General features: G+C 39.6%; 14 protein-coding genes. 7 read left to right on the forward strand and 7 right to left on the reverse strand.

Translation table 11 applies throughout. The features are described from left to right. The first annotated feature begins 217 nt into the window (after window positions 1–217). The 3 genes from B9T29_RS05725 to B9T29_RS05735 all read left to right on the forward strand — a co-directional run bounded on the left by B9T29_RS05725 (window position 218) and on the right by B9T29_RS05735 (window position 4,895). Complete coding sequence (locus B9T29_RS05725) at window positions 218–2,380, forward strand: malate synthase G (protein WP_086174997.1); 2,163 nt, start codon at window positions 218–220, stop codon at window positions 2,378–2,380. A gap of 332 nt (window positions 2,381–2,712) precedes the next feature. Next, window positions 2,713–4,155: an aldehyde dehydrogenase family protein gene (locus B9T29_RS05730; RefSeq protein ID WP_086174998.1), complete on the forward strand. Its 1,443-nt coding sequence runs from the start codon at window positions 2,713–2,715 to the stop codon at window positions 4,153–4,155. 77 nt (window positions 4,156–4,232) lie between these two features. Next, complete coding sequence (locus B9T29_RS05735) at window positions 4,233–4,895, forward strand: SOS response-associated peptidase family protein (RefSeq protein WP_086174999.1); 663 nt, start codon at window positions 4,233–4,235, stop codon at window positions 4,893–4,895. A gap of 10 nt (window positions 4,896–4,905) precedes the next feature. Here B9T29_RS05735 and B9T29_RS05740 read toward each other — a convergent pair whose 3' ends face one another. The 4 genes from B9T29_RS05740 to B9T29_RS16490 all read right to left on the reverse strand — a co-directional run bounded on the left by B9T29_RS05740 (window position 4,906) and on the right by B9T29_RS16490 (window position 7,139). Beyond that, complete coding sequence (locus tag B9T29_RS05740; RefSeq protein WP_086175000.1) at window positions 4,906–5,370, reverse strand: MarR family winged helix-turn-helix transcriptional regulator; 465 nt, start codon at window positions 5,368–5,370, stop codon at window positions 4,906–4,908. A 147-nt stretch (window positions 5,371–5,517) separates the two neighbouring features. Then, window positions 5,518–5,982 carry a MarR family winged helix-turn-helix transcriptional regulator gene (locus tag B9T29_RS05745; RefSeq protein ID WP_086175001.1) on the reverse strand — a complete coding sequence of 155 codons (465 nt, stop codon included), beginning with the start codon at window positions 5,980–5,982 and terminating at the stop codon, window positions 5,518–5,520. Window positions 5,983–6,133: 151 nt separating this feature from the next. After that, the gene (locus B9T29_RS05750) at window positions 6,134–6,601 is read right to left on the reverse strand and encodes a MarR family winged helix-turn-helix transcriptional regulator (protein WP_086175002.1); all 468 of its coding nucleotides are present in this window, start codon (window positions 6,599–6,601) and stop codon (window positions 6,134–6,136) included. 343 nt (window positions 6,602–6,944) lie between these two features. Then, window positions 6,945–7,139, reverse strand: a complete 195-nt coding sequence (locus B9T29_RS16490; RefSeq protein WP_228146564.1) for a hypothetical protein — start codon at window positions 7,137–7,139, stop codon at window positions 6,945–6,947. Window positions 7,140–7,620: 481 nt separating this feature from the next. On the opposite strand from B9T29_RS16490, the gene B9T29_RS05760 reads away from it, so the two are divergent. The 3 genes from B9T29_RS05760 (at window position 7,621) to B9T29_RS16500 (ending at window position 10,103) form a co-directional block, all read left to right on the forward strand. Beyond that, window positions 7,621–9,147, forward strand: coding sequence for a TerC family protein (locus B9T29_RS05760; protein WP_086175003.1), 1,527 nt, complete (start codon window positions 7,621–7,623; stop codon window positions 9,145–9,147). A gap of 224 nt (window positions 9,148–9,371) precedes the next feature. Next, the gene (locus B9T29_RS16495) at window positions 9,372–9,671 is read left to right on the forward strand and encodes a hypothetical protein (RefSeq protein ID WP_228146565.1); all 300 of its coding nucleotides are present in this window, start codon (window positions 9,372–9,374) and stop codon (window positions 9,669–9,671) included. Between the two features lie 69 nt (window positions 9,672–9,740). After that, on the forward strand, window positions 9,741–10,103 hold the full coding sequence (locus B9T29_RS16500; RefSeq protein WP_228146566.1) for a hypothetical protein: 363 nt from the start codon (window positions 9,741–9,743) through the stop codon (window positions 10,101–10,103). Window positions 10,104–10,224: 121 nt separating this feature from the next. Here the strand turns inward: B9T29_RS16500 and thiM are convergent, their stop codons facing one another. The 3 genes from thiM to B9T29_RS05780 form a co-directional block, all read right to left on the reverse strand. Beyond that, the gene (thiM, locus tag B9T29_RS05770; protein ID WP_171263992.1) at window positions 10,225–11,046 is read right to left on the reverse strand and encodes a hydroxyethylthiazole kinase; all 822 of its coding nucleotides are present in this window, start codon (window positions 11,044–11,046) and stop codon (window positions 10,225–10,227) included. A 75-nt stretch (window positions 11,047–11,121) separates the two neighbouring features. Continuing rightward, the gene (locus tag B9T29_RS05775) at window positions 11,122–12,285 is read right to left on the reverse strand and encodes a hypothetical protein (protein ID WP_086175004.1); all 1,164 of its coding nucleotides are present in this window, start codon (window positions 12,283–12,285) and stop codon (window positions 11,122–11,124) included. Window positions 12,286–12,550: 265 nt separating this feature from the next. Next, complete coding sequence (locus B9T29_RS05780) at window positions 12,551–12,814, reverse strand: hypothetical protein (RefSeq protein WP_086175005.1); 264 nt, start codon at window positions 12,812–12,814, stop codon at window positions 12,551–12,553. Window positions 12,815–13,236: 422 nt separating this feature from the next. Between B9T29_RS05780 and pepN the strand changes: the two genes are divergently transcribed. After that, the gene (gene pepN, locus B9T29_RS05785) at window positions 13,237–15,843 is read left to right on the forward strand and encodes an aminopeptidase N (RefSeq protein ID WP_086175006.1); all 2,607 of its coding nucleotides are present in this window, start codon (window positions 13,237–13,239) and stop codon (window positions 15,841–15,843) included. Window positions 15,844–16,102 lie beyond the last annotated feature (259 nt).

Genomic DNA, 16,102 nt, shown 5'->3' on the forward strand with positions numbered 1-16,102 from the left:
AAGTCTAATTTCGACATTTTAAAAACTTTATAAACTATAAAAAGGTATTCAGGCAGATAATAACGTTGCATTTGTGATCTTCATTTTTTTGAATGATGGATATATTCATTTATTAGAAAATGATCATTATTTAGGAATGTGATAGTACTATTCAGCTAGGTATAAATCGGTATACTAGAATCTCTTGTTATAAAAAGTAGCAATATCAGGAAAGACAATGACTGCACGTATTCAAAAAGGCAAGTTAGCGATTGCTAAAGAACTTTACGATTTCATCGAAAATGAAGCATTACCAGGTTCTGGTTTGGACAGTGAAACATACTGGAAAAACTTTGAACAAGTCGTTGTCGATCTTAGCCCAAAGAACAAAGCACTATTGGCTAAGCGTGACGACATTCAAGCTAAAATTGATGAATGGCACCGCAACAACAAATTTGAATTAGAAGCTTACAAAGCTTTCCTTACAGAAATTGGCTACTTATTACCAGAAGTAGAAGATTTCCAAATCAGCACAGAAAATGTAGATGAAGAAATTGCATTATTGGCTGGTGCACAGTTAGTAGTACCTGTGCGTAATGCACGTTACTGCTTGAATGCTGCGAACGCACGTTGGGGCTCATTATACGACGCGCTTTACGGTTTCGACGTTATTCCTGAAGAAGGTGGCGCGGAAAAAGGCAAGGGCTATAACCCGGTTCGTGGTGATAAAGTTATCGCATTTGCTAAAAAGTTCTTAAATGAAACATTTCCGTTGGCAAATGGTTCGCACGCAGATGCAACAAAATATGCAGTTGAAGCGAAAAAGCTTGTTGTAACTTTAAAAGACGGTTCAACGACTACATTAGCCAAAGAAGCACAATTCGTTGGTTTTAATGGTGATGAAGCTGCACCAACTGAAATCGTTCTTTTAAACAATGGTCTACATGTTGTCATCGAAATTGATGCAACCAGCCCGATTGGTCAAACTGATGCAGCTGGCGTAAAAGACCTTGTGCTTGAATCTGCTTTAACAACAATTCAAGATTTGGAAGATTCAATTGCAGCTGTAGATGCTGAAGAGAAAGTTGAAGGCTACCGTAACTGGTTAGGCTTGATGCGCGGTACTTTGGAAGAGTCTATCGAGAAAAACGGCAAAACCGTGACTCGTACACTCAATAAAGACCGTACGCACAAAAACCTGATTGGTGGTGAGACTACACTTCACGGTCGTTCATTGATGCTTCTTCGTAACGTTGGTCACTTGATGACTAACCCGGCGATCCTGGTAGATGGTCAAGAGATCTACGAAGGTATTATGGATGCGTTAATCACTCCATTGCTTACTTTCGCAGACATTAAAGGCGAAAACACGATCAAGAACTCACGTAAAGGTTCTATGTACATCGTGAAGCCAAAAATGCATGGTCCTGAAGAAGTTGCATTTGCAGTTGAGCTATTTGAACGTGCTGAACAGGCGCTTGGCTTGCCTGCGAAAACTTTGAAAATCGGTATCATGGATGAAGAACGCCGTACATCTGTAAACTTGAAGAACTGTATTGCAGCAGCGAAAGATCGTACCATCTTCATTAACACAGGCTTCATGGATCGTACCGGTGATGAAATCCATACCTTCATGGAAGCAGGCCCATTCGTTCGTAAAGGCGAAGTGAAATCACAAATCTGGTTCCCAGCCTATGAAAACCGTAACGTAATGATCGGTCTTCAAGCTGGCCTACGTGGTAAAGCACAGATTGGTAAAGGCATGTGGCCAAAACCGGACATGCTTTTAGATATGTACAAAACCAAGATTGAGCATCCAGAAGCGGGTGCGAGCTGTGCATGGGTTCCGTCTCCATCTGGTGCAGTCATTCACGCGATCCATTACCATCAATGCAACGTTTCGGCGCGTCAACAAGAATTGTTGAAAACTGAAGCATTGTCTCTAGATGACTTGTTAACGCCTCCTTTAGCAACCGATACCAACTGGACTGCTGAAGAGAAAACCAAAGAGCTCGAAAATAATCTTCAAGGGATCTTGGGTTATGTAGTTCGTTGGGTTGACTTGGGTGTAGGTTGTTCTAAAGTTCTAGATATCAACGATGTTGGTTTGATGGAAGACCGTGCAACATTACGTATTTCCTCTCAACATGTTGCAAACTGGTTACGTCACGGTATCGTAACTAAAGAGCAAGTTGAAGAAGTGATGCAGCGCATGGCGAAAATCGTGGATGAGCAAAATGCGAATGATCCGCTTTATACGCCAATGGCACCAGCATTCAACGGTTATGCTTATCAAGCTGCTTATGACCTGGTATTCAAAGGTGGTGAACAGCCTTCTGGTTATACTGAGCCGCTACTTCATGCAGCACGTTTGAAGTTAAAAGGTTATACAGGTGACTAATCCTGTGAACTGAAAAAAGCCTCTGCGGAGGCTTTTTTTATGCTTGTTTTATTTCATCATTTTTTTTTAACTTTAGATACTAAACACATTGGTAAAGTTCGAATCATTCAAATAAGTAATGTTAAAAGCCAGTCAACTCATTTGCTTTATGCTTTTTTAGTTTTTGGTGTATAGATGAAGCAATTCAGAAAATAAATTCCTGATTCTTTACTCTGGATTTTCTTTTAAAAAGCCCAGCTTTGGCAGATTGATACAATTGGTAATTTTGCTAGAACTTCTGCTCAATACCTCTTAGAGTAAAGCAATACATAATTCTAACGATGGGTGAAAGAATGCCAGCTTATCAATTTTCCGATCAGCAATTTATTGCAGGACATTGGCTAAAAGGAACTTCAACTCATACGCTGAATAATCTCAATCCTTATAATCAAGAACTTATATTAAAACTGCAGGCTGCGAGCATTGTCGATGTGGATAGTGCTTATTCGGCTGCAGAACGTAGTTTCGTCACTTGGTCGCAAACATCTCCATCCGAACGTAAAAGTATCATCCTTCGGGTTTTGGATGTAGTCAAAAATAGACGCGAAGAAATCATTGACTGGCTCATTCAGGAATCTGGTAGTACACGTTTCAAAGCCAATATTGAAGTCGATGCCGTATTGGGCATTATCAATGAGGCTGTCACATTTCCTGAAAGAATGGAAACCCAGGAGTTGCAATCCACAGATCCTGGTCGCAAAAGTTATGCAATCCGAAAACCTTTAGGTGTCATTGCAGTGATTAGCCCGTGGAACTTTCCATTTCACCTGAGTATGCGCTCAGTCGTCACAGCCATTGCGAGTGGAAATTGCGTGGTGCTGAAGCCTGCAAGTGATACGCCTATTACCGGCGGATTGTTGCTGGCTAAAATTTTTGAGGAAGTAGGTATCCTTCAAGGAGTATTCAGTGTAGTGGCAGGTTTAGGCAGTGAAATTGGGGATTACTTTGTCGAGCACGATACGCCTAAAATGATTTCATTTACAGGTTCAACTTTGGTTGGAAAACGTGTCGGGCAATTGGCAGTTGGCGGCAATCATCTGAAGCGGATTGCACTGGAATTGGGAGGGAATGCCCCTTTGGTCGTTCTGGATGATGCTGATCTGGATTTGGCAGTGGAACTGGCTGTAATGGGACGTTTTTTGCATCAAGGGCAAATCTGCATGAGTACCAATCGGGTAATTGTTGATGCTAAAATTTATGATGCTTTTGTTGGAAAACTGCTGATCCGGACTCAAGACATTGTCTATGGTGATCCAGATCAAGCAGATACCCTCATTGGCCCGATTATTAATAGCTCACAAGTGGAAAAAATAAAACACATCATTGATCAGGCACTACAACAGGGTACTAAACTCATCCTACGAGGAAAGATTCAAGGCAATATCATTCCACCGCATATTTTTATTGATGTAGATCCAGAATCCAGTTTAGCTAAAGAAGAAAGTTTTGGGCCAGTCCTACCGGTGATTAAGGCTCAAAATGAAGCCGAGGCTTTGCACTTGGCAAATGACACGGCGTATGGATTATCCAGTGCAGTATGTACCGCCGATATTGAGCGCGGAACGCGTTTTGCGATGCAGATTGATGCAGGGATGACCCATATCAATGCCATCACCGTGGCGGATCAACCGAATGCACCCTTTGGTGGGGAGAAAAATTCCGGCTTAGGCCGCTTTAATGGACTGTGGATATTGGAAGAATTTAGTCATACCCATTGGCTCACAGTTTCTGGCTAAACTTTCTTCAAGCTAAAAAAGATAAACCAATGTCATTAAAGTGATCATGTAACGAATATCAGAGTGTAATTCATTGTATGTGCGCTAATTTTAAACCGCTCAGCTTAAAGCAGGTGAAGGATCTAAATCTTCCCGATATTCCTTTTGAATATCCGGATGAAGTCTATCCAAATTATGAATTGCCCTTGCTGTTTAAGTCTGTTCATGGTCTGGAGTGGCGCAAGGTGCATTTTGGTTTAATTCCGAAATGGGCAGAAGATAAAAGCATTGCACTTAAGACCTACAATGCACGTAGTGAAACACTTCTGCAAAAACCAACCTTTATGAATGCTGTTTCAAAATTTAAATTTGGAGTGATTCCAGTTTCAGAATTTTATGAATCTAAATACATTGAGAACAAGCCACAGCGCTGGGGTGTACGCCGAAAGGATGGTCAGGCCTGTTATATTGCTGCGTTATATGAAATTTCCCGGATAGGGGATGAAATTGTTCGTTCAGCCACAATGCTCACGATGAATGCAATCAACCATCCGATGATGAAAGATTTTCATGAGCCAGGCAATGTTAAACGCTCAGTGATTGTGATTCCTCACCAGCGTTTAGATGAGTGGCTGAGCTGGAAATCTCAAGATATCCGTTCTTTTGTAGAAGGATTCCCGGTAGAAGAATTTGAGTGTTCATATGTTCCAAAAGCAAAAATCGAAAAAATTAGTCCCCAGCTTAATTTTTTCGATGATTAAGCATAGGTTATTACGATAGATTCTTAAAAATATGTTTAAGGGTTTCCATCATTTTTTCAATTTGTAAAGGAGTTATACCCTCGTAAGACTGTTCCAGAATTATATTACTCAGATCCTTAATCTTCAGGGTCATTTGTTGTCCTTTATCGGTTAAGACAACTCGAGTAATACGAGCATCATCTTCACAAGAATAAGTTTCAACTAAACCTTCATCTTTTAAACGATAGACGATTTTGGTGGTAGTCGACATTTTGGAAATGACCATTTCAGACAGATCTGATACGCTGGCATGAGGCTTGAATTTTAGAGAAAGTAAAATACGGCGACGTGAATTGTCCAGACCATATTTTTTCAGAGCATGGTCTAGTTTTTTTACACCTTGCGCGTGAACTTGAGTAATCCAGTAGTAGGGAAAGTCTTCTAAATCAAAATTTTCACTGGATAGAAGTAAAAATTTACTGTATTTCTTGGTCATTATTTATTTTCCACGATTTAATTGTTTTATTTAGAATCTCTTGCTTTTGTTAAAACATGTAAGAAAAATACATAAATTTTGCATTTATCTCTAAAGTCAAAAAGAAAAAAATTCAGTATTTACTGAACTTTTAAATTTAAGCCTAAATTATCGTGATAAATTTTTAAAAATATGTTTGAGACTTTCCATCATTTTTTCAATTTGTAATGGAGTTAGTCCTTCAAAAGATTGCTCCAGAACCACATTGGTCAGGTCATTAATTTTTTGCGTCATTTGTTGGCCTTTATCGGTTAAAACTACGCGAGTGATTCGTGCGTCATCTTCACAAGAATAAGTTTCAACCAGTCCTTCATCTTTTAATCGATAGACAATTTTGGTCGTGGTAGACATTTTGGAAACCATCATTTCAGAAAGATCTGAAACACTGGCATTAGGTTTTGATTTTAAAGCGAGTAGGATACGGCGACGTGAATTGTCCAGACCGTATTTTTTCAGTGCATGATCAACGTTTTGTACGTATTGGGCATGCACTTGGGTGACCCAGTAATAAGGAAAATTTTCTAAATTGAAATTTTCTGGTGAAGGTAAAAATTTACTGTATTTTTTTGTCATATGAACTTTCTCCCCAATAATTGTTGTAATTATATTTTATTATTGTAACTTTTTTTTAAGAAAGTTAAAGTGAAAAAAAAGATATATTTGTCTTACATTTTAAAGTAAAACTTAAAAATAGTTCATTAGTTACTTTTTTCTTCAGCCCAAACTAATGGGCTAAATTTTTAAAAATATATTTTAAACTTTCCATCATTTTTTCAATTTGTAAGGGAGTGAGGCCTTCAAAAGATTGTTCCAATACCACATTGCTAATGTCATTAATCTTATGCGTCATTTGTTGTCCTTTATCGGTTAAGACAACTCGAGTAATGCGGGCATCATCTTCACAGGAATAAGTTTCAACCAGTCCTTCATCTTTTAAACGATAGACAATTTTGGTTGTGGTCGACATTTTGGAAATGACCATTTCAGAAAGGTCTGACACACTAGCATGAGGCTTGGACCTTAGTGACAGTAAAATGCGACGGCGTGAATTGTCTAGACCATATTTCTTCAAGGCGTGATCTACATTTTGGACATATTGGGCATGTACTTGGGTGACCCAATAATAAGGAAAATTTTCTAAAGTGAAATTTTCTGCACCAGAAGGTAGAAATTTGCTGTATTTTTTAGTCATGGAGAAGATCTCCCTAAGATAATTGTAATTTTAATTTATTGAAAAGCGTCTTATTTAAATCAAATTATGCTTAACAATACACATTTTTTTTATGGTTATTAATATATATCAAGTTTTTTATAATGCAATAAGGAAACTTATCTCCTGATAAGTTTCCTTACAAAAAATCCAAATTACGCAGATCGTTTAGAAGGGATATGGTGGGGCTGTATTGGTCTCAATGAAATCTCCCCAATACTTTTGGCAAAATTCAGCACTTCTAGTTGGGCTTCAGGATTTTGATAGGTTTCTGAAGTAAGGTTGCCGTAGGGATACCATGTTGTAAGACGACGTGCAGGAGTATTTAAAACTTTTGCTTATTATGCATGGCCACAATCTTAACTTGATGCTGACCAAATGATGAGCCTAAATTAAGATAGGCACCTTCATAACTAATATTGGCAATCGTTTTAGATGCTTTGCTGAAGGTCAATGCTTTTTCATTTGTCAGAGCAAATAATCCTATAATTTTTTTGATTGGATTAAAAAACTTGAGCATCTAAGTTTAGCTATCGATTATTGAATGAAATAATCTTGGCTGTATTCTATTCTAGTGAAAAAAATGGCTTGAGGAACTGATCTTTTATATAAAAAAATCCTGGCAGTTATTTCATACTGTTAATAAATTAATATTTTCATAAATTTGAATAATTTTATAAAACAATAGTTTATGTGCTAAAAACTTTACTATTTTTTGGCTCTATGCTGGTGTGACTAAGGGTGGATTATTTTTAAATCTGTTGCTTCTTAAAACATGATTTTTCGTGATTAAATAATATACTGATTTGAGATAACGCTAAGTTTAGTCAAGTTTTGGTAAATAAAAATACAAAAAACTTGTTACTCATTTTCAAGATTGTGCATAATCAGTTATCTATTGTTGAACAGGTCATATCTATGGATCCGTCGCCGTGCAGGTCTAGTTTTATTTTGAATTTCCTCATTTTAAAGCTAATTCATAAAACCGGAGATATAAACTAATGGAGTTTTTATTAGATCCGGGAATTTGGGTTGGTTTACTTACCCTTATTGTTTTAGAAATTGTTTTAGGTATTGATAACCTAGTCTTTATTGCCATTTTGGCTGAAAAACTTCCTCCAGAACAACGTGATAAAGCACGTGTAGTAGGTCTTTCCCTCGCTTTATTCATGCGCTTGGGCTTATTGTTTGCCATCTCTTGGTTAGTCACTTTGACCAAACCGCTTATTACCGTCTTTGATTGGACATTCTCAGGTCGAGATCTTATCCTTTTATTCGGTGGTTTATTCCTGGTCTATAAGGCTGTGACCGAACTGCATGAAAAGATTGAAGGCAAGCCTGAAGTTAAGGTTGCCACCAATATTGTTTATGCAAGTTTTGCTGCAGTTGTTGCACAAATTGTGGTTTTAGACGCTGTATTCTCTTTAGATTCGGTCATTACTGCCGTAGGTATGGTCGACAACATCTATGTGATGATGGTGGCAATGATTGTTGCCATGGCTGTAATGTTACTGGCCTCTAAATCACTCACTGCTTTTGTAAACCGACATCCGACCGTTGTGATTCTGTGTCTAAGTTTCTTATTGTTAATTGGAATTAGCTTGATTGCAGAAGGTTTCGGTTTCCATATTCCGAAAGGCTATATCTATTCAGGTATTGGCGTTGCCATTGCAATTGAAGCATTTAACCAATTTGGTCAGCGCAATGTAGCCAAGCATGAATCTAAAATTCCACTGCGTCATCGTACAGCGGATTCCATCTTGAAATTGATGGGTGGCAAAATGGAGACGGTTACTGACAGTGCTCAGCACTTTGAAGCTCAAGAAGCTTTTGCTGATGAAGAACGTTACATGATTGGCGGGGTATTAACCTTGGCAGAAAGGTCGGTTGCTTCAATCATGACTCCGCGAAGCCAGATTTCCTGGGTCAATCTGGATGATACGCCTGAACAAATTCGTGAACAGGTGCTGTCTGTGCCGCATAGCTTGTTTCCAGTTTGTCGTGGCAGCCTAGATAAGGTTCTGAGCGTGGTTCGTGCCAAAGAACTGCTGGATGTACTGGAGGATGACGGACAACTTAAAGCTTTAATCAAACGTCATCGTCCTATTCACATTTTCCAGAAAATGAAAGTGATTGATGCCATTAATACCTTGCGTACTTCAAAAGGTTCACTGGTTTTGGTCAGTGATGAGTTTGGAAGTGTACAGGGTTTGATCTCTCCGCTAGATGTGTTTGAAGCCATTGCCGGAGAATTCCCTGATGCGGATGAACAGCTCGATTTAGTGAAAATTGATGATCACACCTGGAAAGCATCGGGCATGCTGGACGTGTACCAGCTTGAATTAGAGTTGGGCATGATGGATTTGGTCGAAGATGATGCAGGTTATATCAGTGTTGCTGGTCTAATTTTAGATAAAACGCATGGAAAAGTGAGCTTAGGTACCCATCTGGAGTATCACGGCATTCATTTTGACGTGACAGAACTGGAAGATAACCGTATTAAAACGGTTTTAATTACTTATCATTAGACCATGATTTTACAGTGATAAAGAACTTGTCCTTCGAATAAATTATTTTAGTCCTGGAAAAGCTCAACAGTCTTAAGCTGTTGGGCTTTTTTTATGCTTTTGATTGTGAAATCGCAAGGTAAAAACTCAAATGAATCAGTGATTAAATCCCTATTTCTAGGGATATTTTAAATCAGCATAATAATCAATAATGGATAAAAAATGGGAGGAGACGGATCAAACTGATGGGGATTACTGAAAAGATGGTCGATTTTTCAAAACTGGCCTCTGATCATCAACAGCAGTTTTTTGAAACCATGCTGGCATTTGATCAGCAAATTTTTCCAGATTCCAGCAAAAAAGAAGTCTATGATTTTGTTTATGATGTAGATGCTGTTTCAGTTCAGGTTGTTCACTATTATCATCAGGGACAACTGATTGGACAAAATATTATTCCTATTCTTAAGCTTGCTTTAAATGGGAAACCGATTTTTGTGGTGAGCTCGCGGGCGGGTATATTACCTGCTTACCGTAGAGGAAACTGAACCCTGAAAACGGCCATTCGTGTTGCAGTTAATCAGCGGATTCGCCATCCCAGCATTCCATTATGGTTTGTGCCTACCATTATACAGCCCAAAATCTATACCTATTTGGCTTCACGCTCACGTCACTTCTTTCCACGTGTGGGAAGGAAGATACCTGCTGAATATTTAAAAGTTTTGCAGATGATGCAGCAGCGTAAAGTTGAGGTGCATAAGCGCCGAGAAGATATTTTTGTGTATCCTTATGTGATGCCCTTGACCACGCCTGCGCAGATCAAGCGTTTAAGAAATAAAACCACCACTCACATCAATTTTTTTATGCAGCATGTGCCTGACTATTTTGATGGCATGGGTTTGCTGTGTATCTGTAAATTGGATTTAAAAACGATTTTGGAAACAATATGGAATCTGTCTTTAGATCGTCATGTATATTAAATCCAGTTTTGATTGATTTTTTAATTGCGATGCTGTCATGGTGATAAGTGCAGACTGTATTTCTACAGTCTGAGGCAGCTGAACATCTGCCATACATCAGCAATAGTAATGCAGGATAGATTTAGAGGGTCAAAATTTTAATATCTGCATATTGCTGTATGAGTTCAGGATTTAAACTATAAATGTAATCCATAAAGGCCACATTAAACTGTCCGAGCATAGGCGCTTGCTCAAATGCCAATTTCCCGGCAATGGCAAAATGGGTATGTGCAGCAATGGTGGCAATGGTCGGTGTGGTTACCGCGCAGTAAGCCGCGATTAAAGCACCGAGCGCACAGCCTGTTGCGGTGACCTTCGGTTGCAAGTAAGAGCCGCCATTGACTTGAATCACAGCATCAATTTCTTGAGTCAAGATAAAATCGGATTCACCTGAAATGGCAATACATTCCGCATGTTCGAGCAGGACTTTGGCATGGCTGTAAACTTCGGCGCTATCGAGCGTGCTGTCGACACCTTTAGATTGGGTTTGCTTGCCTGCGAGTGTGCTAATTTCAGAAGCATTGCCCCGAATCACCGTAGGATGATATTGCAATAAATCATCCACCATGTCCGAGCGCCACTTTAAAATTGGACCATATCCTACCGGGTCAAGCACCCACGGGGTATGGGTATGCTGTGCCGTTTGTGCAGAAATTTGCATGGCCTGCATTTGTTCCTGTGTGGGTGTACCCAGGTTAATGCTTAGCGCTGCTGCAATCTGGGTAAAACTTTCAGCTTCAAACCGATTGTCTATCATGGCTGGAGAAGCGCCAGCAGCCAATAAAACATTGGCTGTATAGTTGGCTGCCACGCTATTGGTAATGCATTGCACCAAAGGCTGCTGGCTATGCAGCTGTGTCCATGCTTCAACAATCTGCTCGACCAGTGCTGAAGTTTGATCCATGGGATTATTCCTTAAATTATATAGGGTGGAATCGGAAAAACTGGACATATCGATCACCATTTAACGGGTGAAATCCTATTGGGTAAAATAGTGGTCTTGATGCTTGCAGGTGCGACAGCATAAGGTCACATAATTTTCAGCATCATAATCCACGCTAAGTTCATTGGAACCACAATACATACAGCGTTTTTGTGAATAGAAACTTAATCGGGGTTCAATTTTTTTCCATAACTTCCAGATGGGCTGGAAAAAAATAGCTTCATCATAGCCAAGAAAGCGGAACAACAGGATTTCACTCATCTTGCTGAATGGAATGTTGTGCGGACGAGGCAGGGTGGAGGTTTCCCATTTTTCCGTCACTGAACGTTCACGGTATTGCTGTAAGGTTTTCTTCAATAAGTTGGTATTGATAAAGTTTTCATTGCGTGGCTGGAGGGCTTTCTGCTGATGCAAATATTCTAAAGCGGTTTGTACCAAATAATAGATTTGACCCACTGCCAGGGAATCCATCAGGCGATAGCAAAAGGTTTGAAAGCTGTTATTTCCGGCAATCTGAATGCCCCAGGTGCGACAGTAAAACTGGGCAAACTGAATGATTTCCTGATACAGCACCAGATAGAGTGCATTTTTGACTTCATCTACATTTTTAAAGGGCACACCCAAGCTTAAATTTTCATAGAACCAGTTGCGAAGTTGCTGGGTAATGCTAAAAAGACTCGGTTCCGAATAACCGTCCAAGCGTACATTGACATAGTAATGATGAGCATCAGTAGCAAAATCTTTGGCAATCAGGATTTGTTCTTTAACCAGTTGCTTGACCAAATAATTCTGGAACAGATAATTGGGGGTGATGGCATGATATTTAATGCTTTCCCAATCAATATATTCATGATGCGTAGTATGTTCCTGCACCTGATTGTCCAGAATACTCAGTAAAAACAGTTTATTTAAAAAGCTGATCTGATCTAGGCGGTATTCAACAGCATCTTTATCTTTAGACTTCAGTTTGCGCTGTTCTTGCAGGCGTGTTTCCGCGAGCATTTTTTTTCGCTTGGCCAGACATCGGTCACAGTGACAATTGCCACGTCCATCCTGAAACAGGCGATGCTGGCAGTGACTGCATTCATGAAAATTCATTGCTTGATCGTACTGTTCTGCTTCAATCCAGAACATGGATGCCTGACATAAAGGGCAGGATGAACTTTCATCGAGCTGTTTTTGCAGAATCTGAAGAAGCATGGAAAGAGTCAATCACAAGTCGGTTAATCATTTTACAGATTATACACCTGTCTTTTGCCGGGACGTGATGGAATAGTGCTGAAAGGAGAATAATTCGGTCAGTTCATTCAGCCTAATAGCAGTGATTCGAGAAAATAGCCTAAGTATTATTGTTTAGTGCTAGTAAGTGAATTTACCTGGAGATGAAACCTTGATCTTTCATCTCCACAGTAAAATATAGGGGTGATTCAGAAGGATAAGATTAAATTAGAAGGTAATTTTTCAGTTAATAAGAGACAGGGCAAGGTAGGGACTCATCCTCCTCTCCTAGCTGCTTTGCATTAATTAAAGCCTGAACCTTCTTGGATGGAATTTTTTTACTTCCTAGCGCATCGTAATTATTCAGAATTGCACAAATGTCAGGCGACTGCATCGGAATACCTTCACAACTCATAAACATGGCAATCACTTTGTGATCAATTCCGGCAGCGTCAAGTGTTTGCATGGTTTTGATGTTTTCCACACGGACAATATGGTCTTTTAAATACATGGGACACCTCTTCTAATTTTTAACTTAATTTTATAGTGCGCTTTGCACAAATATATACAAGCAAAAAACGTGCTCAAAATGTAGTCATCTTGAAAATAAGTGTCACTTTGGGTTAGTCAGGTTTATAAATTATATAAATCCACCTTCAGTCATATAAACAGATATTAAGATACCCAGATTTTTTTATGTAAATTTTGAAAGTGATGGAATTTAAGCTACGTAATTTCATTGGCTGCGCATGTTAAATAAGCAACTGAGATATTAATTGTACTGATGTTCAACTCGTGAATTGAAAATGACCATTCATGTGCCCATATATAACTCAAATCAATAGCACAGACAGATTGTGAAAGTTGTCGTATGATCGAAGCATTTCACAACAACAAATTCTTGGCTTAAAAACGACAGGATTAGGACATTATATGAATATCACGGCAAACCCGGTGGTTGAAGCAGACCAGACTGTTTATTTAAAAGACTATCAAAAACCTTCATTTTTGGTGGATTCAATCAACTTGGATATTCAGGTTCATACAGATCATACCGATGTCAGTTCAACCTTGGTAATGAAGCGCCAGACCGCTGGAGATTTGGTGCTGCTGGGCCGTGATCTGGAATTACAATCAATTACTTTAAACGGTACGCCGTTAACTGAAGCGGATTACACGCTTGATTCGGAACAGCTGGTGATTAGCAATGCACCAGATCAAATCATTCTGGAAACAGAAGTGATTATTCATCCTGAAAGCAATACCCAACTTGAAGGCTTGTATCAGGCGGGTGACGATTTATTCGTAACGCAAAATGAGCCTGAAGGTTTCCGTAAAATTACCTTCTATCCAGACCGTCCGGATGTCTTGTCTGTATTTACCACCCGTGTCGAAGCGGATAAAAAATTCCCGGTACTGTTAGCTAATGGTAACTTGATGGAAGCGGGTGAGGCAGGCGAAGGTCGTCACTATACGATCTGGCAAGATCCGACTAAAAAACCAAGTTATTTGTTTGCCTGTGTGATTGGTGATTTGGCAGTACTGAAAGATTCTTATGTAACGTCTGAAGGCCGTAACGTTGCACTAGAAATTTATGCCGAAGAAAAAGATATTCCTAAATGTCACATTGCCATGCAAGCACTGAAACATTCGATGCAATGGGATGAAGAGCATTATGGTCGTCCATACGATTTGGATAACTATATGATTGTGGCGACCAGTGCATTCAATATGGGTGCCATGGAAAATAAGGGCCTGAATATCTTCAACACTTCTTGTGTACTTGCCGATGAGGAATTCACGACTGACGCAGCCATCATGCGGGTACAGTCGGTGATTGCGCATGAATACTTCCATAACTGGACCGGTAACCGTATTACTTGCCGTGACTGGTTCCAGCTCTGCTTAAAAGAAGGTTTGACGGTATTCCGTGATCAGTCTTTCTCGGAAGATTTACAGTCTGCGGCGGTACAACGTATTGATGATGTTGCGGTATTAAAAGCGCATCAGTTCCCTGAAGATTCAGGTCCGCTTTCACATCCGCCACGTCCAGATCATTTCGTTGAAATTAATAACTTCTATACAGCGACGGTGTACGAAAAAGGTGCGGAAATTAACCGCATGATGTCGACTCTACTTGGCAAGGAAAAATTCCGTCAGGGAACGGACGAATACTTCCGCCGTCATGATGGTCAAGCGGTAACGGTTGAAGATTGGGTGTCTGCATTGACAGCAGGTTCGGGTGTCGATTTATCGGCATTCCTGATCTGGTATAACCAGCCGGGTACACCAAAACTGCAAGCGCAAGGCGAGTATGATGCTACGAATCAAATCTATCGTTTAAGCTTTAAACAAAGTTTAAAATCGAATGTAAAATATCCAAATTTAAAAGCTGTACCCATCCCAGTAGCTTTGGCACTGTTTAATGCAGAAACAGGTGAGCAATATACTTTGCAATCTGAAGCACTGTTTGAAAATGGTGTTAAAGATGGCGTGTATCTGTTTGATACAGACACGGCAAGCATTCAGTTTACTGGTGTAACGGCAAAACCGGTGGTGTCATTGCTGCGTAATTTCTCTGCACCGGTCAATCTTGAATTCAATTATTCAGATGAAGAACTTGCTTTCTTGATGCAATATGAAACCAATGGTTTTAACCAGTGGCAAGCCACTCAAACCTTGCTGGAACGTATTTTATTAAATGGCCATGATGCAGATATTTATATTCAAGCCATGAAAAATACCTTGCCGGAAGTCATTGAAAAAGATCCATTATTGGCCTCACGTTTGTTTGATGTGCCGACCGAAGGGTATCTGGGTAGCCGTATAGATACAGATTATCAGCCTGCCAAAATCCAGAAACAGCGTAATGCCTTGCTAGATACCTTGGCACGTGAATTTGGCTCATTCTGTAAAGAGACCTATCTGGAATTAGATCCAGATATGCAAAGTGAATTTTCTCAAGCGATGGGTGTTCGTGCACTCAGAAACATCATGCTCAGCATGATCGCACGCCAAGGGGATGTATCTGCCTTTGATCTGGCTTATGAGCAATATCATACCGGTAACATGTCTGAACGTTTGGGTGCGCTCAAAGTTCTGGTCTGGAATGATGCACCACAAGCCAAGGAAGTTTTGGCGGACTTCTATAGCCGTTTTGAAGATGAAGCCCTGTCTTTAGATCAATGGTTTATGGTTCAAGCAGCGCATCCAAAAGCCAATGCAGAAACCATCAAATATTTAACCTCTCATCCTGATTATGATTTGGGTAATCCTAACCGGATCCGTTCGGTGAGTGGTGGTTTAAATGCCAATCCGGTCAATACCTGGAGTTTTGGTGTTCAGCACTATATCGATCTGGCTAAATATCTGGATGAGAAAAACCCGATTGTGGGTTCACGCTTACTGCAAGTACTTTCGCGCTGGTACACTTTGGCAGAGCCACAACGTACAGAAGTAAAAACTGCACTTGAGGCTTTAAAACCACAAGTGAAATCTAAAAATGTGGTCGAAACTTTAAACAGTATGTTGAACGTCTAACTCAGACAGACTGAATAAGTCGCAAAAGCCTTTTTCTGCTAAAGTCAGGAAAAGGCTTTTTTATATTTCAATCATTTTACTGATTATAAATTATGCTTATGTTTGGCTGAATTTCACTTCATTCTGCCATGTTAAGACTTAATTCCTATGAATTAATCGCTTTAAAAGCGTCGAATTAATCACATTTTAGGGGTAATATAGGCATATAAAAGCTCATCATAGGATGAGCTTTTGTCATTTAACAGACTGTGATTGCATT

Source organism: Acinetobacter sp. ANC 3903 (genome assembly GCF_002135315.1).
In the GTDB taxonomy this organism is placed as follows: domain Bacteria; phylum Pseudomonadota; class Gammaproteobacteria; order Pseudomonadales; family Moraxellaceae; genus Acinetobacter.

Coding starts and splice junctions, on each gene's coding strand:
- B9T29_RS16495 (WP_228146565.1), top strand. CDS start 9,372: ATGGGGATTACTGAAAAGATGGTCGATTTTTCAAAACTGGCCTCTGAT.
- B9T29_RS05760 (WP_086175003.1), top strand. CDS start 7,621: ATGGAGTTTTTATTAGATCCGGGAATTTGGGTTGGTTTACTTACCCTT.
- thiM (WP_171263992.1), bottom strand. CDS start 11,046: ATGGATCAAACTTCAGCACTGGTCGAGCAGATTGTTGAAGCATGGACA.
- B9T29_RS05740 (WP_086175000.1), bottom strand. CDS start 5,370: ATGACCAAGAAATACAGTAAATTTTTACTTCTATCCAGTGAAAATTTT.
- B9T29_RS05725 (WP_086174997.1), top strand. CDS start 218: ATGACTGCACGTATTCAAAAAGGCAAGTTAGCGATTGCTAAAGAACTT.
- B9T29_RS05775 (WP_086175004.1), bottom strand. CDS start 12,285: ATGCTTCTTCAGATTCTGCAAAAACAGCTCGATGAAAGTTCATCCTGC.
- B9T29_RS05730 (WP_086174998.1), top strand. CDS start 2,713: ATGCCAGCTTATCAATTTTCCGATCAGCAATTTATTGCAGGACATTGG.
- B9T29_RS05745 (WP_086175001.1), bottom strand. CDS start 5,982: ATGACAAAAAAATACAGTAAATTTTTACCTTCACCAGAAAATTTCAAT.
- B9T29_RS05735 (WP_086174999.1), top strand. CDS start 4,233: ATGTGCGCTAATTTTAAACCGCTCAGCTTAAAGCAGGTGAAGGATCTA.
- B9T29_RS05780 (WP_086175005.1), bottom strand. CDS start 12,814: ATGTATTTAAAAGACCATATTGTCCGTGTGGAAAACATCAAAACCATG.
- B9T29_RS05750 (WP_086175002.1), bottom strand. CDS start 6,601: ATGACTAAAAAATACAGCAAATTTCTACCTTCTGGTGCAGAAAATTTC.
- pepN (WP_086175006.1), top strand. CDS start 13,237: ATGAATATCACGGCAAACCCGGTGGTTGAAGCAGACCAGACTGTTTAT.
- B9T29_RS16490 (WP_228146564.1), bottom strand. CDS start 7,139: ATGCTCAAGTTTTTTAATCCAATCAAAAAAATTATAGGATTATTTGCT.